General features: G+C 65.6%; 14 protein-coding genes and 1 pseudogene. 4 read left to right on the top strand and 11 right to left on the bottom strand.

Features of this window, described 5'->3' with window-relative positions; genetic code table 11:
• Positions 1–70: 70 nt before the first annotated feature.
• Positions 71–484 (bottom strand): VOC family protein, encoded by a 414-nt coding sequence (locus MJ122_RS28650; RefSeq protein WP_239747029.1) that lies wholly within the window; start codon positions 482–484, stop codon positions 71–73.
• 60 nt (positions 485–544) lie between these two features.
• Here MJ122_RS28650 and MJ122_RS28645 point away from each other — a divergent pair, with 60 nt between their 5' ends.
• On the top strand, positions 545–847 hold the full coding sequence (locus MJ122_RS28645; RefSeq protein WP_239747028.1) for a putative quinol monooxygenase: 303 nt from the start codon (positions 545–547) through the stop codon (positions 845–847).
• A gap of 8 nt (positions 848–855) precedes the next feature.
• Here MJ122_RS28645 and tsaA read toward each other — a convergent pair whose 3' ends face one another.
• Both tsaA and MJ122_RS28635 read right to left on the bottom strand, forming a co-directional pair.
• Complete coding sequence (gene tsaA / locus MJ122_RS28640) at positions 856–1,554, bottom strand: tRNA (N6-threonylcarbamoyladenosine(37)-N6)-methyltransferase TrmO (protein ID WP_239747027.1); 699 nt, start codon at positions 1,552–1,554, stop codon at positions 856–858.
• Positions 1,555–1,611: 57 nt separating this feature from the next.
• Positions 1,612–2,385, bottom strand: a complete 774-nt coding sequence (locus MJ122_RS28635) for an SDR family oxidoreductase (RefSeq protein WP_017517994.1) — start codon at positions 2,383–2,385, stop codon at positions 1,612–1,614.
• A gap of 172 nt (positions 2,386–2,557) precedes the next feature.
• Between MJ122_RS28635 and MJ122_RS28630 the strand changes: the two genes are divergently transcribed.
• Positions 2,558–4,141 (top strand): glycosyltransferase family 39 protein, encoded by a 1,584-nt coding sequence (locus MJ122_RS28630; RefSeq protein ID WP_239747036.1) that lies wholly within the window; start codon positions 2,558–2,560, stop codon positions 4,139–4,141.
• On the opposite strand, the gene MJ122_RS28625 is transcribed toward MJ122_RS28630, so the two are convergent.
• From MJ122_RS28625 to rimO, 3 genes are read right to left on the bottom strand one after another with little or no spacing between them, the layout of a single operon-like run.
• Complete coding sequence (locus MJ122_RS28625; RefSeq protein ID WP_239747026.1) at positions 4,089–4,457, bottom strand: DUF2784 domain-containing protein; 369 nt, start codon at positions 4,455–4,457, stop codon at positions 4,089–4,091. The two genes, MJ122_RS28630 and MJ122_RS28625, sit on opposite strands and share 53 nt — an antisense overlap.
• Before the next feature lie 7 nt (positions 4,458–4,464).
• The gene (locus tag MJ122_RS28620; protein WP_017517991.1) at positions 4,465–4,926 is read right to left on the bottom strand and encodes a DUF1456 family protein; all 462 of its coding nucleotides are present in this window, start codon (positions 4,924–4,926) and stop codon (positions 4,465–4,467) included.
• A gap of 49 nt (positions 4,927–4,975) precedes the next feature.
• Positions 4,976–6,298, bottom strand: coding sequence for a 30S ribosomal protein S12 methylthiotransferase RimO (gene rimO, locus MJ122_RS28615; RefSeq protein ID WP_088417988.1), 1,323 nt, complete (start codon positions 6,296–6,298; stop codon positions 4,976–4,978).
• Between the two features lie 244 nt (positions 6,299–6,542).
• On the opposite strand from rimO, the gene MJ122_RS28610 reads away from it, so the two are divergent.
• The gene (locus MJ122_RS28610) at positions 6,543–8,447 is read left to right on the top strand and encodes a potassium transporter Kup (RefSeq protein ID WP_088417989.1); all 1,905 of its coding nucleotides are present in this window, start codon (positions 6,543–6,545) and stop codon (positions 8,445–8,447) included.
• Between the two features lie 121 nt (positions 8,448–8,568).
• Here the strand turns inward: MJ122_RS28610 and MJ122_RS28605 are convergent, their stop codons facing one another.
• The 4 genes from MJ122_RS28605 to MJ122_RS28590 form a co-directional block, all read right to left on the bottom strand.
• Positions 8,569–8,835: a DUF2790 domain-containing protein gene (locus MJ122_RS28605; RefSeq protein WP_088417990.1), complete on the bottom strand. Its 267-nt coding sequence runs from the start codon at positions 8,833–8,835 to the stop codon at positions 8,569–8,571.
• Positions 8,836–9,088: 253 nt separating this feature from the next.
• A complete protein-coding gene (locus MJ122_RS28600) occupies positions 9,089–9,319 on the bottom strand; it encodes a cytochrome Cbb oxidase CcoQ (RefSeq protein WP_088417991.1) in 231 nt (76 codons plus the stop codon).
• Position 9,320: 1 nt separating this feature from the next.
• Entirely contained in the window at positions 9,321–10,748 is a 1,428-nt protein-coding gene (ccoN, locus tag MJ122_RS28595; protein ID WP_239747025.1) for a cytochrome-c oxidase, cbb3-type subunit I, read from the bottom strand.
• 151 nt (positions 10,749–10,899) lie between these two features.
• Positions 10,900–11,334, bottom strand: coding sequence for an NUDIX hydrolase (locus MJ122_RS28590; protein WP_017517984.1), 435 nt, complete (start codon positions 11,332–11,334; stop codon positions 10,900–10,902).
• A 120-nt stretch (positions 11,335–11,454) separates the two neighbouring features.
• Here MJ122_RS28590 and rluB point away from each other — a divergent pair.
• Positions 11,455–12,594 (top strand): annotated as a pseudogene (gene rluB / locus MJ122_RS28585) (23S rRNA pseudouridine(2605) synthase RluB); the annotation flags it as partial.
• Between the two features lie 491 nt (positions 12,595–13,085).
• Here rluB and MJ122_RS28580 read toward each other — a convergent pair.
• Positions 13,086–14,012 carry a GGDEF domain-containing protein gene (locus MJ122_RS28580; RefSeq protein ID WP_239747024.1) on the bottom strand — a complete coding sequence of 309 codons (927 nt, stop codon included), beginning with the start codon at positions 14,010–14,012 and terminating at the stop codon, positions 13,086–13,088.
• Positions 14,013–14,087: the final 75 nt, after the last annotated feature.

Below are 14,087 nucleotides of genomic sequence, written 5' to 3'. Positions count from 1 at the left end.
GGACTCCGTCCGCGATGGTTTCCGGCGCGGTGCGGACTCATCGCGGACGGAGTCCGCTCCTACAAGTGCTTCAAGCCAGCCGCTGTCCCGAAACCGCCGGGTGATACAGCGGCTGCACCTTGTTCCCCGCCGGGTCCAGCAGGTGGAAGCTGCGTGCGCCGTCGCCATGATCGAAGGGGCGGTCCAGCAACGTCACGCCGCGCGCCTTGAAGTACTGGTACCAGGCTTCAAGCTCCTCCACGCTGTCCACCACGAAGCCATAGTGATCCAGGGTCTGCAGGCCGTTCGCCGCGCCGAAGCCTCGTCCCAGCGAGAGGTTGTCGTTGCCGCAGGTGAGGTAGACCAGGTCTTCGTTGGCACGGTTGAGGACTTCCATGCCGAGCACGTCGACATAGAAGCGCTCGCACTCTTCGAGGTTCGGTACCAGCAGGGCGAGGTGGCGCAGGCCGTTGAGGCGGCCGGGGCGGGCAGGGAGATCGGACATGGACGCAGTTCCTTTTTTGTATACAATTTGTTTTCAAATTTAAAACAAAAGGAACGCCCTGTGTACAGTCTGTTCATCAAGACCCGCGTGAAGCCCGGCAGCGCCCAGGATTTTCTCTATGCCATCAAGGCCAATGCCGCCGCTTCCGTGTCCAGCGAACCGGGCTGCCTGGTTTTCGATGTGTCTCAGGATCGCCTCGATCCGGACGTGATCTACCTCTACGAGATCTACCGCGACGACGCGGCCTACGAGGCGCACACGCAAACCGCGCACTTCCGTGACAGCCGCCCGTTGGTGGAGCCGCTGATCGTCGAGCAGGAGTGCTTCGAGAGCGACGTGATCGCCCTCAATCCGGTGGACTGATGCGGGTTTCAGTTGGCGGCGCGTTGCAGGTCGAGCACGCGGATCTCGCCGTCGGCGGGGTAGTGCCAGTGTACGTCGAGGTCCCACAGGCGCACGCCATAGCGGCGCTCGGGCGGCGGCTTCTGGTAGGCCGGGCGTGGGTCCTGGGCGAGGCATTGCTCGATGAGATCGCGAACTGGCTGGCCCAGACGCAGGCCATGTTCATGGGCCTGGCGCAGGGCTTCATCGCTCCAGTGCACGGCGATGGGGGCGGGAGGGGCGTCGGCGATGGCATTGCGTGCGTCCGGCACGATGTCGGCGTAGGGCACGTAGGGTTTGATGTCGATGACCGGGGTGCCGTCCAGCAGATCGATGCCGGACAGCCAGAGGCGGCCGGCCTCGACCCTCTCCAGCTTCACCACGGATTGGCCGAGGCCGTTTGGCCGGTGGGTGGCGCGCGTGGCGAACACGCCCATCGACTGGTTGCCGCCCAGGCGCGGCGGACGCACCTTCAGTCGCGGCTTGTCTTCCAGCGCCTGGTGGAAGAGGAAGATCAGCCAGACGTGGCTGACCTGCTCCAGGCCCGCCACTGCATCGCCCGTGTCGAACGGCGGCAGCAGCTCCAGCACGCCGGTCGCGGCCGGGGCCAGTTGCGGCTGGCGCGGAATGGCGAACTTCTCCTTGAAGCAGGAGCGAACGTAACCGATCGGCGAGATAAGGTGGGACATGGCGGCACGGGCTGTTGCAAGGGCCGCCATGGTACCCGATTCCCCTGATAGCGGGGCTCAGCCGAGGTGGAAGCCACCGTCGATGGGGATGATGTTGCCGGTCATGTAGGCGCCGGCGGTGCTCGCCAGGCTGATCGCCAGGGCGGACATCTCTTCCTCGCGCCCCCAGCGGCCCATGGGGATGACGGCGGTGTCCTCGGCCATGGCCTGTTCGTCGTTGGCGATGTGGCGGGTCATCTTGCTGGGGAAGCGGCCGGGGGCGATGACGTTGACGTTGATGTGGTCCTTGACCAGTTCGCGGGCGAGCATGCGTGACAGCTGGTGCAGCGCGGCTTTGCTCGGGCCATAGGCGTAGGCGTTCTCGCCGTGGGAGGTGACGCCGGCCACCGAGCCGATGTTGATCACCCGCGCCGGGCTGTGCGCGCTGCCGGCCTTCTTCAGCAGCGGCAGCAATTGCTGGATACAGCTGAACACGGCCGTGACGTTGAGCTGCATGACTTTCTCCCAGCCCGAGGCCGGGTAGCTTTCCAGCGGTGCACCCCAGGTGGTGCCGGCGTTGTTCACCAGAATGTCGAGGTGGTCCAGGCGTTCGGCGAGGTCGGCGGCCAGCACGCGGGCACCTTCCTCGGTGGCAAGGTTGGCCGGCAGGCCGATGCATTCGCCGTACTGCGACAGTTCGGCGGCGGTGTCGGCACAGGCAGCGCCATCGCGGGCACAGATGATGACTTTCGCGCCGGCTTCGAGCAGGCCCTGGGCGATCATCCGGCCGATGCCACGGGTGCCGCCGGTGACCAGCGCGGTCTTGCCTGCGAGGGAAAAGTACGGGTGCATGAGCCTCTCCTGGCTGGGTTTTCGCCTCACCCTAGCGACATCGCCGTGGCGCTCCGAGCACTATCGAGCTGGCAAATGAAGGCGTATTACGAAATTCCGGCAGTTCCTTAACCTTCGCATAACCGGAGTTCCCCTAGTGTCCCGCGCACATTGGGTCGGCCGAGGGCAGGTGATGCAGGACTGGAGTCGTGATCGGAAGGCGTTGGCGCTGTTGCTCGGCGCCACGGCATTGCTTTTGCTGTGCGGGCTGTGGGCGCGCGAGGTCTGGGGGCCGGAGGTGCGCTGGGCGGATATTTCGTTGCAGATGCTGCAGTCGGGCGACTACTTCGATCCCTATCTGCGTGGCGAGCCGTACTACGACAAGCCGCTGCTGTCCTACTGGCTGATCACCGCGCCGGCCAGTCTGTTCGGCCTGAATCACTGGACGCTGCGTCTGAGCACTGTGCTGGCCGGGCTGGGCAGCGTCTGGCTGACCTGGTGGCTGGGCGAGCGCCTGCTGCGCAAGGGCACCGGAGTGCTGGCCGGCTGGTTGCTGGCGACCACCTTCTACTTCCTGTTCTGGGCGCGGGTGGCCACGGCGGACATGCTCACGGTGTTCGGCGTACTGGCGGCGCTGGCCTGGTACTGGCGTGACCCGGATGACACGCGATTTTCCGGCTACCTGGGGTTCTTTCTGATCCTGTCGCTGACCTCGCTGTGCAAAGGGTTGATCGGTTTCGTCCTGCCGGGGCTGGTGCTGCTGCCGCACCTGCTCGGCGAGGGGCGCTGGCGCCGGCACTTGAACCTGCGATGGGTGGCGGCGCTGGTGGTGGCTGGCGGCGTGTACGCGATTCCCTTCGTGCTGTCGCACTTCTACGGCCAGCCCAGCTATGGCGAGAGTGGCCTGGCGCTGGTATTCCGCGAAAACGTGGTGCGCTTCTTCCAGCCCTTCGATCATGAGGGGCCGATCTATACCTATTTGCTGTACCTGCCGGCCTACACCTTGCCCTGGGCACCGCTGTGGATGCTTGGCCTGTGGTTCGCGGTGCGCCGCTGGAAGCAATTGGAGCCCAATGCGCGCTGGCTGGTCTGGGCGCTGGTGCTGCTGTTCGCGTTCTTCACCGCCAGCGGTGGCCGGCGTAGCTATTACGTGTTGCCACTGGTGCCGTTCGCCCAGTTGCTGGCGGCCTGGTGGGTGGTCGAATCCCGACATGAGCGTGGGCTCGCCGGGCTGGGACGCGTCTGGCCGCGGGTGGTGGGAGCGGGGGCGGTGTTGATGCTGCTGGTGGTGGGCATCGCTTATCCGTGGAGCAATGGTGGCGGCGGGATTCCGGTCTTCGCCAAAGAGGTGCGCGCCGCAGCGGAGCAGACCGCGCCCTGGTCGCAGTGGCGGGTATTGATCCTCGGGAATGATGATGCGCGCCTGCCGATGTACCTGGAGCAGCGCGGCGAACGGCAGGCGCATCCGTTCCTCTATGTCCATTCCGGTTATCCACAGGGCGACAGCGCGGCGCTGTTTGCCTGGCTGCGCCAGAGTACCGGTGAGGAGTGGGACCCGGCGCGCACCCTGATCCTTTCCCAGGTCACGCACCAAGGCGAGCAGCCGCTGAACTGGCTGACGGCGGATCACCGGCTGATCGAGTCGAGGCCCAACAATGGCCAGCGCCTGGGGCACTCGAAGAATCAGGAGGCGAGCCTGGCCTACTTGCCCGTGGGCAAGCCGCTCAGCGCGAACGCAACGCCCGGTGCAGCAGAAGCAGGTACGGCGGCAGATTGACCGCCAGCACGACGAGGCCGAGGACGACCTGGGTCGCCTCGGTCAGGCCGGCTGGGTAGATCAGCGGGATCAGATAGTGCTCGACGAAGCCGCCATCATAGCCGTGGCCGCCGGCCAGGGCGCGGAAGTGGTTTTCCAGCGGGGTGAGCGGGCAGTAGAGGTGGAGCAACTCCACTGCCATGCCCCAGGCCGCTGCTGGCACATGCAGCCAGGCCAGGCGCGGCCAGCGCAGCGCCAGCAGGCCGCCGAGTAGCACGAAGAGGATGAACCCCAGGTGCAGCAGGACGACGGCGTCGGCGGCCAGGCGGTAGAGCACGACGGTCTCAGCGCTGCTGGCGCTGGGTCAGGCCCTTGAGGAAGTTGCGCAGCAGCTGGTCGCCGCAGGGCCGGTAGTTGTTGTGGCCGGGCTTGCGGAACAGCGCGCCCAGTTCGGTCTTGGTGACGATGAAGCCGACGCTGTCGAGGATCGCGAGGATGTCGTCGTCGCGCAGTTCGAAGGCGACGCGCAGCTTCTTCAGGGTGATGTTGTTGGTCAGCGGCAGTTCCACCGGCGGCAGCGGACGCGATTCGTCGCGGCCCCGGCGATGCACGATCAGGCCGTCGAGGAAGTGCGCCAGCACGCGGTCGCTGCACGGCTTGAAGTCCGGCTCGTCGTCGCGGGCGAGGTAGGCGCCGATTTCCTCGGCGCTGACATTGAAGCCGGCCAGCGCGGTGATCTCGGCCACCTGGGCATCGCGGATGTCCAGCAGGTAGCGCAGGCTGCGCAGTACGTCGTTGTTGGTCATGTGCTTTCCATCCAAATGAAGAGCCCCGCTGTTGCGGGGCTCTTGCGGATCAGACCAGTTCGGCCCAGAGGTCGTACTCGTCGGCGTCGGTGATGCGCACGCGCACCTTGTCGCCCGGCTTCACGTCGAAGCTGTCGACGTACACGGCGCCGTCGATTTCCGGGGCGTCGGCGTAGGAGCGGCCGACCGCGCCTTCATCGTCCACTTCGTCGATCAGCACTTCGATTTCCTTGCCGATCTTCAGTTGCAGGCGGGCGGCGGAGATCGCCTGCTGGTGCGCCATGAAGCGTTCCCAGCGGTCCTGCTTCACATCGTCCGGCACTACGTCCAGGCCCAAATCGTTGGCCGGCGCGCCTTCCACCGGGGAGTACTGGAAGCAGCCGACGCGGTCGAGCTGGGCTTCGGTCAGCCAGTCGAGCAGGTACTGGAAATCTTCCTCGGTCTCGCCGGGGAAGCCGACGATGAAGGTGGAGCGGATGGTCAGCTCGGGGCAGATCTCGCGCCATTTCTTGATGCGCGCCAGGGTCTTGTCCTCGAAGGCAGGGCGCTTCATGGACTTCAGCACTTTCGGGCTGGCGTGCTGGAAGGGGATGTCCAGATACGGCAGCAGCTTGCCCGCGGCCATCAGCGGGATCACGTCGTCGACGTTGGGGTACGGGTAGACGTAGTGCAGGCGCACCCACACGCCCATGGAGGAGAGCGCCTCGCACAGTTCCAGCATGCGGGTCTTCACCGGCTGGCCGTCCCAGAAGTCCAGCTTGTATTTCAGGTCCACGCCGTAGGCGCTGGTGTCCTGGGAGATGACCAGCAGCTCCTTGACCCCGGCCTTGACCAGGCGCTGGGCTTCGCTGAGCACGTCGCCGACCGGGCGGCTGACCAGCTTGCCGCGCATGGACGGAATGATGCAGAAGCTGCAGCTGTGGTTGCAGCCTTCGGAAATCTTCAGGTAGGCGTAGTGACGAGGAGTCAGCTTGATGCCTTGCGGTGGCACCAGGTCGATCAGCGGATTGTGCTCGGCCTTGGGCGGGATCACCTCGTGGACGGCATTGACCACCTGTTCGTACTGCTGCGGGCCGGTGACGGCCAGTACACTGGGGTGCACATCGCGGATGCTGTCTTCGGCGACGCCCATGCAGCCGGTGACGATCACCTTGCCGTTCTCGGCGATGGCTTCGCCGATGGCGTCCAGGGATTCGGCCTTGGCGCTGTCGATGAAGCCGCAGGTGTTCACCACCACCACGTCTGCGTCCTGGTAGGTGGGAACGATTTCGTACCCTTCCATGCGCAGCTGGGTGAGGATGCGTTCGGAGTCGACGGTCGCTTTCGGGCATCCGAGCGAGACGAATCCGACTTTGGGTGTGGCGGTGGACATGTGCGGCTAACCTCGAAGGGCGCGCTGGCGGCGCCTCTGATCAAAAAGTGCGCAATTCTAGCGGCGTCCCGCGCACTTGACCAGCCTCTCTGGGACAAGCTGTCGCAGGCCGCCGGACAGCCCCGTCCGACCGGTAATTCCAGGCAACAGGCTCTATAGTCATTCAGAACCTGCATACCCGGCTCTTGCATCGACGAAAGGGTCGGAGCAGGATGCGCCGAATTTTTTTGAGGAATCTTGTTACATGTCCGATGCAAGCGCCGGCACCGTTGAGCATGAACAGCCCCATTCGAGCTCCGCGATCGGCCTGATGGTCGGCGCCGTGGGCGTCTGTTACGGCGATATCGGCACCAGCCCGCTGTACACCCTCAAGGAAGTCTTCGTCGGCGGGTATGGCGTACAGGCCAACCACGACGGCGTGCTCGGGGTGCTTTCGCTGATCTTCTGGTCGCTGATCTGGGTGGTGTCGATCAAGTACGTGATCTTCGTCCTGCGCGCCGACAACCAGGGCGAGGGCGGCGTGATGGCGCTGTCGGCGCTGGCCCGCCGCGCTGCCACCGGGAAGCACCGGTTGCAGGCGATGGTGGTGATCGCCGGCCTGATCGGTGCAGCGCTCTTCTATGGCGACAGCATGATCACCCCGGCGATCTCGGTGCTTTCGGCCATCGAGGGCCTGGAAATCGCCTTCGACGGTCTGGAGCGCTGGGTGGTGCCGCTGTCGCTGATCGTGCTGGTCGGCCTGTTCCTGATCCAGAAGCATGGCACCGCGCGCATCGGCATTCTCTTCGGCCCGGTGATGGTGGCCTGGTTCGTGGCGCTGGCGGCGCTGGGCGCCTATGGCGTGTCGCAGCAGCCGGAAGTGTTGAAGGCGATGAACCCGGGCTGGGCGGTCAACTTCTTCGTGTCCCATCCCGGCATCGGTGTGGCCATTCTCGGCGCCACTGTGCTGGCGCTGACCGGTGCCGAAGCGCTGTACGCAGACATGGGTCACTTCGGCCGCAAGCCCATCGCCCGCGCCTGGTTCGCCCTGGTGCTGCCGGCGCTGGTGCTGAACTACTTCGGCCAGGGCGCGACCATCCTGGTCAACCCGGAAGCTGCGCGTAACCCCTTCTACCTCACCGCGCCGGGCTGGGCGCTGGTGCCGATGGTGGCGCTGTCCACCGCGGCCACGGTGATTGCCTCGCAGGCGGTAATATCCGGTGCGTTCTCGCTGACCCGCCAGGCCATCCAGCTCGGCTTCGTGCCGCGCATGGTGATCCAGCACACCTCCAGCCACGAACAGGGGCAGATCTACATCGGCATGGTGAACTGGGCGCTGATGGTCGGCGTGGTCCTGCTGGTGCTGGGCTTCGAATCCTCCGCCGCCCTGGCCTCGGCCTACGGCGTCGCGGTGACCGGGACCATGCTGATGACCACCCTGCTGATGGGGGTGGTGGTCTGGCTGCTGTGGAAGTGGCCGCTGTGGCTGGCCATTCCGTTCTTCCTGATGATGCTGCTGGTGGACAGCCTGTTCTTCGCCGCCAACCTGCCCAAGGTTGTCCAGGGTGGTGCCTTCCCGGTGATCGCCGGTATCGGCCTGTTCATCCTGATGACCACCTGGAAGCGCGGCCGCCAGCTGCTGGTGGACCGCCTGGACGAGGGCTCGCTACCGTTGCCGCTGTTCATCTCCAGCATTCGCTCGCAGCCGCCGCACCGCGTGCAGGGCACCGCCGTGTTCCTCACCGCCCGCACCGACGCCGTGCCCCATGCGCTGTTACATAACCTGTTGCACAACCAGGTGCTGCATGAGCAGGTGGTGCTGCTTACCGTGGTCAACGAAGACAGTCCGCGCGTGGCGCCGGACCGCCGCTTCGAGGTGGATGCCTACGGCGAGGGCTTCTTCCGCGTGGTGCTTCACTTCGGCTTCATGGAGGACCCGGACATCCCGCAGGCGCTCAAGCTGTGCCACCTCAATGAACTGGATTTCAGCCCGATGCGCACCACCTATTTCCTCAGCCGCGAGACGGTGATCCCGTCCAAGCTGATCGGCATGGCGCGCTGGCGCGAGGCGCTGTTCGCCTTCCTGCTGAAGAATGCCAACGGTAACCTGCGCTACTTCAACTTGCCGCTGAACCGGGTGATCGAACTGGGGACACAGGTGGAAATCTGAGTTTCGTTGCATGAAAAGGCGCGCCAATGGGCGCGCCTTTTCTTTGTAGGATCGCCCTCCAACCGCCACCACTGGCTCGCGGGGTTGGCCAAGACGGCTGGAGGACGATGTGCTTCGCGGTTCAGCCCTGGCTGGTGCTGCCGCCCCATTCGAGGAAGCGGACCTTGTGGGTCTCGCCGTTGTGATCCTGGTAGACCATGTAAGCCGGCACGATGCCGACCTTGCCGGAGTTGTCGGTGCGGTGCAGGACCTTGTCGACGTCCAGGGACATGCCGTAGTGGTATTCGGTGGCCGGCAGGTCGGCGCCGGGGTTCTTGATTGCGTCCTGGGCAAAAGCCATCGGGGCGAGGCTGGAGATGACAGCCGACACGACAGAGGCAAGCTTCATTCTGTATTTCCTCGGTGAAGGGCCTTTGGCCCTTGAATGGGTTTGAAAGCCCCACCGGGGAGCACTGGCATCGATGATGTCTGTCCTGGGGTCCAGACAGGACAGGGGACGATGCTTCAGGCGTCCATCAGTGGCGGGGCACGGGAGTGATATTCCTCCTCGGGCCGCCCGCCGGGAAATTGATGTGCTTGCTAATGAAAATTGATGGAGGTGATGCGGCGCTCTGACGCAGGCCTTTGCGTGAGATGGCGCGCTAGGGCTGCCAGTCGCGCCAGTGCTCGCAGTCACCCTGGCAGGGGCCTGGGCAGGCGCAGCCGGTGCGGCTGCGCCCGGTGGCCTTCTCCATGCGCCGGGCGACTTCCTCGTCATCGGCGAAGGGCAGCATGCTGGCTTCCTCGATGCCGCGCCCGCGATGCGCCTGCAGGCACCAGCCGACGCCGAAGTACAGCGCCAGCAGGCCGACCAACCCCAGCCAGAGCGTCATCTCAGGCCATCCGCTCGGCGACGCGCATCGCCTCGGGACGCGCCTGGCGCACCGTTACCCAGGTATTCCAGGCCATCAACAGCATGCCGCTGAGGAACATCAGCCCGCCCGTCATGCGCACCACGAAGCCGGGATGGCTGGCCTGCAGCGCTTCGACGAAGGAATAGGTGAGCGTGCCGTCGGCGTTCACCGCCCGCCACATCAGCCCTTGGGTGATGCCGTTGACCCACATCGAGGCGATGTAGAGGACCGTGCCGATGGTGGCCAGCCAGAAGTGTGCGTTGATCAGGCCGATGCTGTGCATCTGTTCGCGACCGAAGACCTTGGGGATCAGGTGATAGAGCGAGCCGATGGAAATCATCGCCACCCAGCCCAGCGCGCCGGCATGGACGTGGCCGATGGTCCAGTCAGTGTAGTGAGACAGGGCGTTGACGGTCTTGATCGCCATCATCGGGCCTTCGAAGGTCGACATGCCGTAGAACGCCAGGGAGACCACGAGGAAGCGCAGGATCGGGTCGGTGCGCAACTTATGCCAGGCGCCGGAGAGCGTCATCATGCCGTTGATCATGCCGCCCCAGCTGGGTGCCAGGAGGATCAGCGACATCACCATGCCCAGCGACTGCGCCCAGTCGGGCAGGGCGGTGTAATGCAGGTGGTGTGGGCCGGCCCAGATGTACAGGGTGATCAGTGCCCAGAAGTGGACGATGGACAGCCGGTAGGAGTACACCGGGCGCCCGGCCTGCTTGGGCACGAAGTAGTACATCATCCCGAGGAAGCCGGTGGTGAGGAAGAAGCCCACCGCGTTGTGCCCGTACCACCACTGCACCATGGCGTCGGTGGCGCCGGAATACACCGGGTAGGACTTGAACCAGTCCACCGGAATCGACAGGTGGTTGACGATGTGCAGCATCGCGGTGACCAGGATGAAGGCGGCGAAGAACCAGTTGCCCACGTAGATGTGCGAGGTCCTGCGCTTCATCAGCGTGCCGAAGAACACCACCGCGTAGGCGACCCAGACGATGGCCATCCATACCGCGCCGGTGAATTCGATCTCGGCATATTCCTTGGTGGTGGTGTAGCCCAGTGGCAGGGTAATCAGCATCACCACGATCAACGCCTGCCAGCCCCAGAAGGTGAAGGCGGCCAGGCTGTCCGAGAACAGCCGCGCCTGGCAGGTGCGCTGCACCGTGTAGTAGCTGGTGGCGAACAGCGCACAGCCGCCGAAGGCGAAGATCACCAGGCTGGTGTGCAGCGGGCGCAGGCGCCCGAAACTGGTCCATGGCAGGTCCAGGTTCAGTTGCGGCCAGACCAGTTGGGAGGCGATCAGCACCCCCATGGCCATGCCGACCACCCCCCAGACCACCGTCATGATGGCGAACTGGCGGACCACCTTGTAGTTGTACGCCTGCTCCGTGCTTCTCGTGTTCATGCTCGATTCCCGCTTGTGACAGAACGTCCGGGCGCGCCATGGACGGCAAATCCGGCGCGCTCCGGTGAGCGGGCAATCTAGGAAAATGCGCGGGCAGGAAACAGATTCAGATGGACCACGCAAATGCGGATCAGCGGCTGGCGGTGCGGAATCAGGTGATGTCCAGCCGCCCTGCGAGGAAATGCCGCAGGCGTTCCTGCAGGTAATCCACCGCCTGCTCGTGGGCGAGGTATTCGCTGACGCGCATCAGGCGCCAGTACTGGCCTTCGTCGCCGAAACGGATGGCATCGAACTCGGCCTGTTCCAGGCGCGCCACCAGGAACCACGCCCAGGGTGCCGGGCCGTGGGTGGCGGGGTAGCGGCGCTGCCATTCGATGCGCTGCTCGTCCAGGCGCAGGGCGAATTCTTCCTCCAGCTCGCGCAGGGCGCACTGTGCCGGTGTCTCGCCGCGCTCGCGGCCGCCGCCGGGAAAGTCCCAGCAGCCGGGGTAGGGAATTCCCGGCTTGTCGTCGCGCTTGTAGACCACCAGTTGCCCGGCGTGGAACAGCGCAAGCTTGGCGCCGGTGAAGTCGTCTTCGTGCCGCATGGACGCGTTCCCCCGTAACTCGACTAGTCTTTCCCGACTGCGGACGGTGCTTTACCGCCCGCGAGCGCGTATGATGCGCGACCTTTTTATTCGTTGCATGCCACACCGGGAGGTGCCCAGATGACCGACACGCACGAAAACCTCGAAGAACTTACCCCAGCCCCGGCCGGCGAGAAACTGCAGAAAGTCCTCGCCCGCATGGGCGTCGGCTCGCGCCGCGACGTCGAGGCCTGGATCGAAGAAGGCCGCGTCAAGGTCAATGGCGCCGTGGCGACCCTCGGCCAGCGCGTGGGCGACCGCGACGCCATCGCCGTCGATGACCGCCTGCTCAAGCGCGAGAAGATCGAAGAGCACGTCCGTCGCGTGCTGATCTACAACAAGCCTGAAGGCGAAGTCTGCACCCGCGACGATCCGGAAGGCCGTCCGACCGTGTTCGACCGCCTGCCGCGCCTGCGCAGCGGCCGCTGGATCAACGTCGGCCGCCTGGACATCAACACCACCGGCCTGCTGATGTTCACCACCGACGGTGAACTGGCCAACCGCCTGATGCACCCGTCCTACGAGATGGACCGCGAGTACGCCGTGCGCGTGCGCGGCGAAGTCGACGAAGAGATGATCGAGCGCCTGAAAGCTGGCGTGATGCTCGAAGACGGCCCGGCCAAGTTCAGCGACATCCAGGAAGCGCCGGGTGGCGAAGGCTTCAACCACTGGTACCACGTGGTGGTGATGGAAGGCCGCAACCGCGAAGTCCGCCGCCTGTGGGAGTCCCAGGGGGTGGTGGTGAGCCGCCTGAAGCGCGTGCGTTTCGGACCGGTCTTCCTGACCTCCGAGCTGACCATGGGCCGCTACCGCGAGATGGGGCAGCGCGAGCTGGACATCCTCAGCGAGGAAGTCGGCCTGACTCCGGTCGCCCTGCCGGCGGTTTCCACCAAGACCAAGGAAAAGGTCGAGCGCCAGGAGCGCAAGCTCGGCAAGAAGCTGGCGCCCAGCGAGCGTCCGGGCCGTGGCTCGCGTACCCGCACCGAACGCGCCGAAGGCGAGCGTCCGCAGCGTGCTCCGCGTCCGGCGGCTGGCGAGCGTCCGGCTCGAGGTCCGCGTGATTCCGACGAGCGCCCGGCTCGCGCTCCGCGTGATGCCGGTGATCGTCCTGCCCGTGGCCCGCGCAGCGATTCCGCTGACAGCCGTGCTCCGCGCAAGCCGCGTGACGCCGGTGGTGATCGTCCCGCTCGCGCTCCGCGTGATGCGGGTGATCGTCCGGCCCGTGGCCCGCGCAGCGATTCGGCCGACAGCCGCGCCCCGCGCAAGCCGCGTGACACCGGTGGTGATCGTCCGGCCCGTGCTCCGCGTGACGGTGCCGATCGTCCGGCCCGTGCTCCGCGCAGTGATGCCGGCGAAGGCCGTGCTCCGCGCAAGGCGCCGAGCGACCGTCCGGCGCGTGAGAAAGGCGCCCCGCTGGCCGAGCGCCCCGGCAAGCCGGTCGCCCGCAAGCCGATCGCCAAGCGTCGTCCGCAGGCTGCCGGTGACGGCATGCGTCCGGGCTTCAAGCGCTAAACGACAGCGATAAATGGAAAAGGGCTCCTCGGAGCCCTTTTTTATTGCCTGTGATCTGACGGTTTTTGTAGGAGCGGTATGCGTCGGTTTCTGGCACGTAGGATGGCGTGGAGCGAAGCGATACCCATCGAAACTGGCATTTGCAGCATGGGTATCGCCTAGGCTCCACCCATCCTGCGGATCGGCTCTCCCGCAGGGGCTCAGCTGGCGCAGGCCAGCCGGTTGCGCCCGTCGCGCTTGGCTTCGTACAGGGCGCTGTCGGCGCGGCGCAGCAGGTCATCCACCGACTCGCCGCCATTGAGCGTCGCGCAGCCCAGGCTGATGGACAGCGGCAAGTGCTTGCCGTTGGCGGCCAGGTCCAGCTCCTCCACGGCAGTGCGAAGCCGTTCGCCCACCTGCACGGCGGCGGCGCCGGGAGTATTGGAGAGCAGCACGAGGAACTCCTCGCCGCCGAAGCGGAACACCATGTCGACGTTGCGCAGGCTGTTCTTCAGGGCCGTGGCCACGGCGCGCAGGGCATCGTCGCCCACGCTGTGGCCGTGCTCATCGTTGATTCGCTTGAAGTGGTCCAGGTCGAGCATGAGGATCGACAGCGGCAGCAGATGGCGGCGCGCCACCTCGACCTCGCGGCTCAGGGTCTGGTCCATGGCGATGCGGTTGCCGGTGCCGGTCAGCGCGTCACGCAATGCCGACTGCACGGCGGCGCGGTAGAGCAGGGCGTTGCGCAGCGGGTAGAGCAGGCAGGCCATCAGTGATTCCAGCTGCGCCAGTTCGGCCTCGGAGAAGCGCTGGGCGCGGCGGAAGCTGATTTCGCCGAGGTACTCGTTGGCGTGGGTCAGGCGGTAGTCGGCGCAGTGCTTGCCGGCTTCGCCGAACTCAAGGCGCAGGTCGGCCCCGGCGTGGTAATAGGCCAGGTACTCCACCGGCAGCAGCTGCTGGATCTCGCGGAAGAACACCGCCAGGATGCGGTCGGCCTCCAGGCTCACCTGCAATTGCAGATTCAGCTGCTGGCGCAACTCCAGCAGGTCCAGCGGACGCCGCGAAGAAGTGCGGGGGTCCTGGCTGGCGGCGCGCTGGAGCTTGGCAGCATCGAAATCGATGGTGTTGGACTGCTTGGGAGGAACCATGGCGGTGACCATTTTTTACGGCGTTTGCAGGGACTCAGCGATTTCCGTGCCAGGGCACGGAAAGGCCTGAAAAGA

Origin of the sequence: Pseudomonas sp. DP-17 (assembly GCF_022380625.1) — a bacterium.
Taxonomy (GTDB): Bacteria; Pseudomonadota; Gammaproteobacteria; order Pseudomonadales; family Pseudomonadaceae; genus Pseudomonas; species Pseudomonas nitroreducens_A.
This window is presented reverse-complemented; position numbering and strand designations above follow the sequence as displayed.

What these genes read in the sequence shown, in the direction of transcription:
- MJ122_RS28590 (WP_017517984.1), bottom strand. Translation starts at nt 11,334, where the DNA reads ATGCGGCACGAAGACGACTTCACCGGCGCCAAGCTTGCGCTGTTCCAC.
- MJ122_RS28610 (WP_088417989.1), top strand. Translation starts at nt 6,543, where the DNA reads ATGTCCGATGCAAGCGCCGGCACCGTTGAGCATGAACAGCCCCATTCG.
- MJ122_RS28650 (WP_239747029.1), bottom strand. Translation starts at nt 484, where the DNA reads ATGTCCGATCTCCCTGCCCGCCCCGGCCGCCTCAACGGCCTGCGCCAC.
- MJ122_RS28605 (WP_088417990.1), bottom strand. Translation starts at nt 8,835, where the DNA reads ATGAAGCTTGCCTCTGTCGTGTCGGCTGTCATCTCCAGCCTCGCCCCG.
- MJ122_RS28630 (WP_239747036.1), top strand. Translation starts at nt 2,558, where the DNA reads ATGCAGGACTGGAGTCGTGATCGGAAGGCGTTGGCGCTGTTGCTCGGC.
- ccoN (WP_239747025.1), bottom strand. Translation starts at nt 10,748, where the DNA reads ATGAACACGAGAAGCACGGAGCAGGCGTACAACTACAAGGTGGTCCGC.
- MJ122_RS28635 (WP_017517994.1), bottom strand. Translation starts at nt 2,385, where the DNA reads ATGCACCCGTACTTTTCCCTCGCAGGCAAGACCGCGCTGGTCACCGGC.
- MJ122_RS28580 (WP_239747024.1), bottom strand. Translation starts at nt 14,012, where the DNA reads ATGGTTCCTCCCAAGCAGTCCAACACCATCGATTTCGATGCTGCCAAG.
- MJ122_RS28600 (WP_088417991.1), bottom strand. Translation starts at nt 9,319, where the DNA reads ATGACGCTCTGGCTGGGGTTGGTCGGCCTGCTGGCGCTGTACTTCGGC.
- rimO (WP_088417988.1), bottom strand. Translation starts at nt 6,298, where the DNA reads ATGTCCACCGCCACACCCAAAGTCGGATTCGTCTCGCTCGGATGCCCG.
- tsaA (WP_239747027.1), bottom strand. Translation starts at nt 1,554, where the DNA reads ATGTCCCACCTTATCTCGCCGATCGGTTACGTTCGCTCCTGCTTCAAG.
- MJ122_RS28620 (WP_017517991.1), bottom strand. Translation starts at nt 4,926, where the DNA reads ATGACCAACAACGACGTACTGCGCAGCCTGCGCTACCTGCTGGACATC.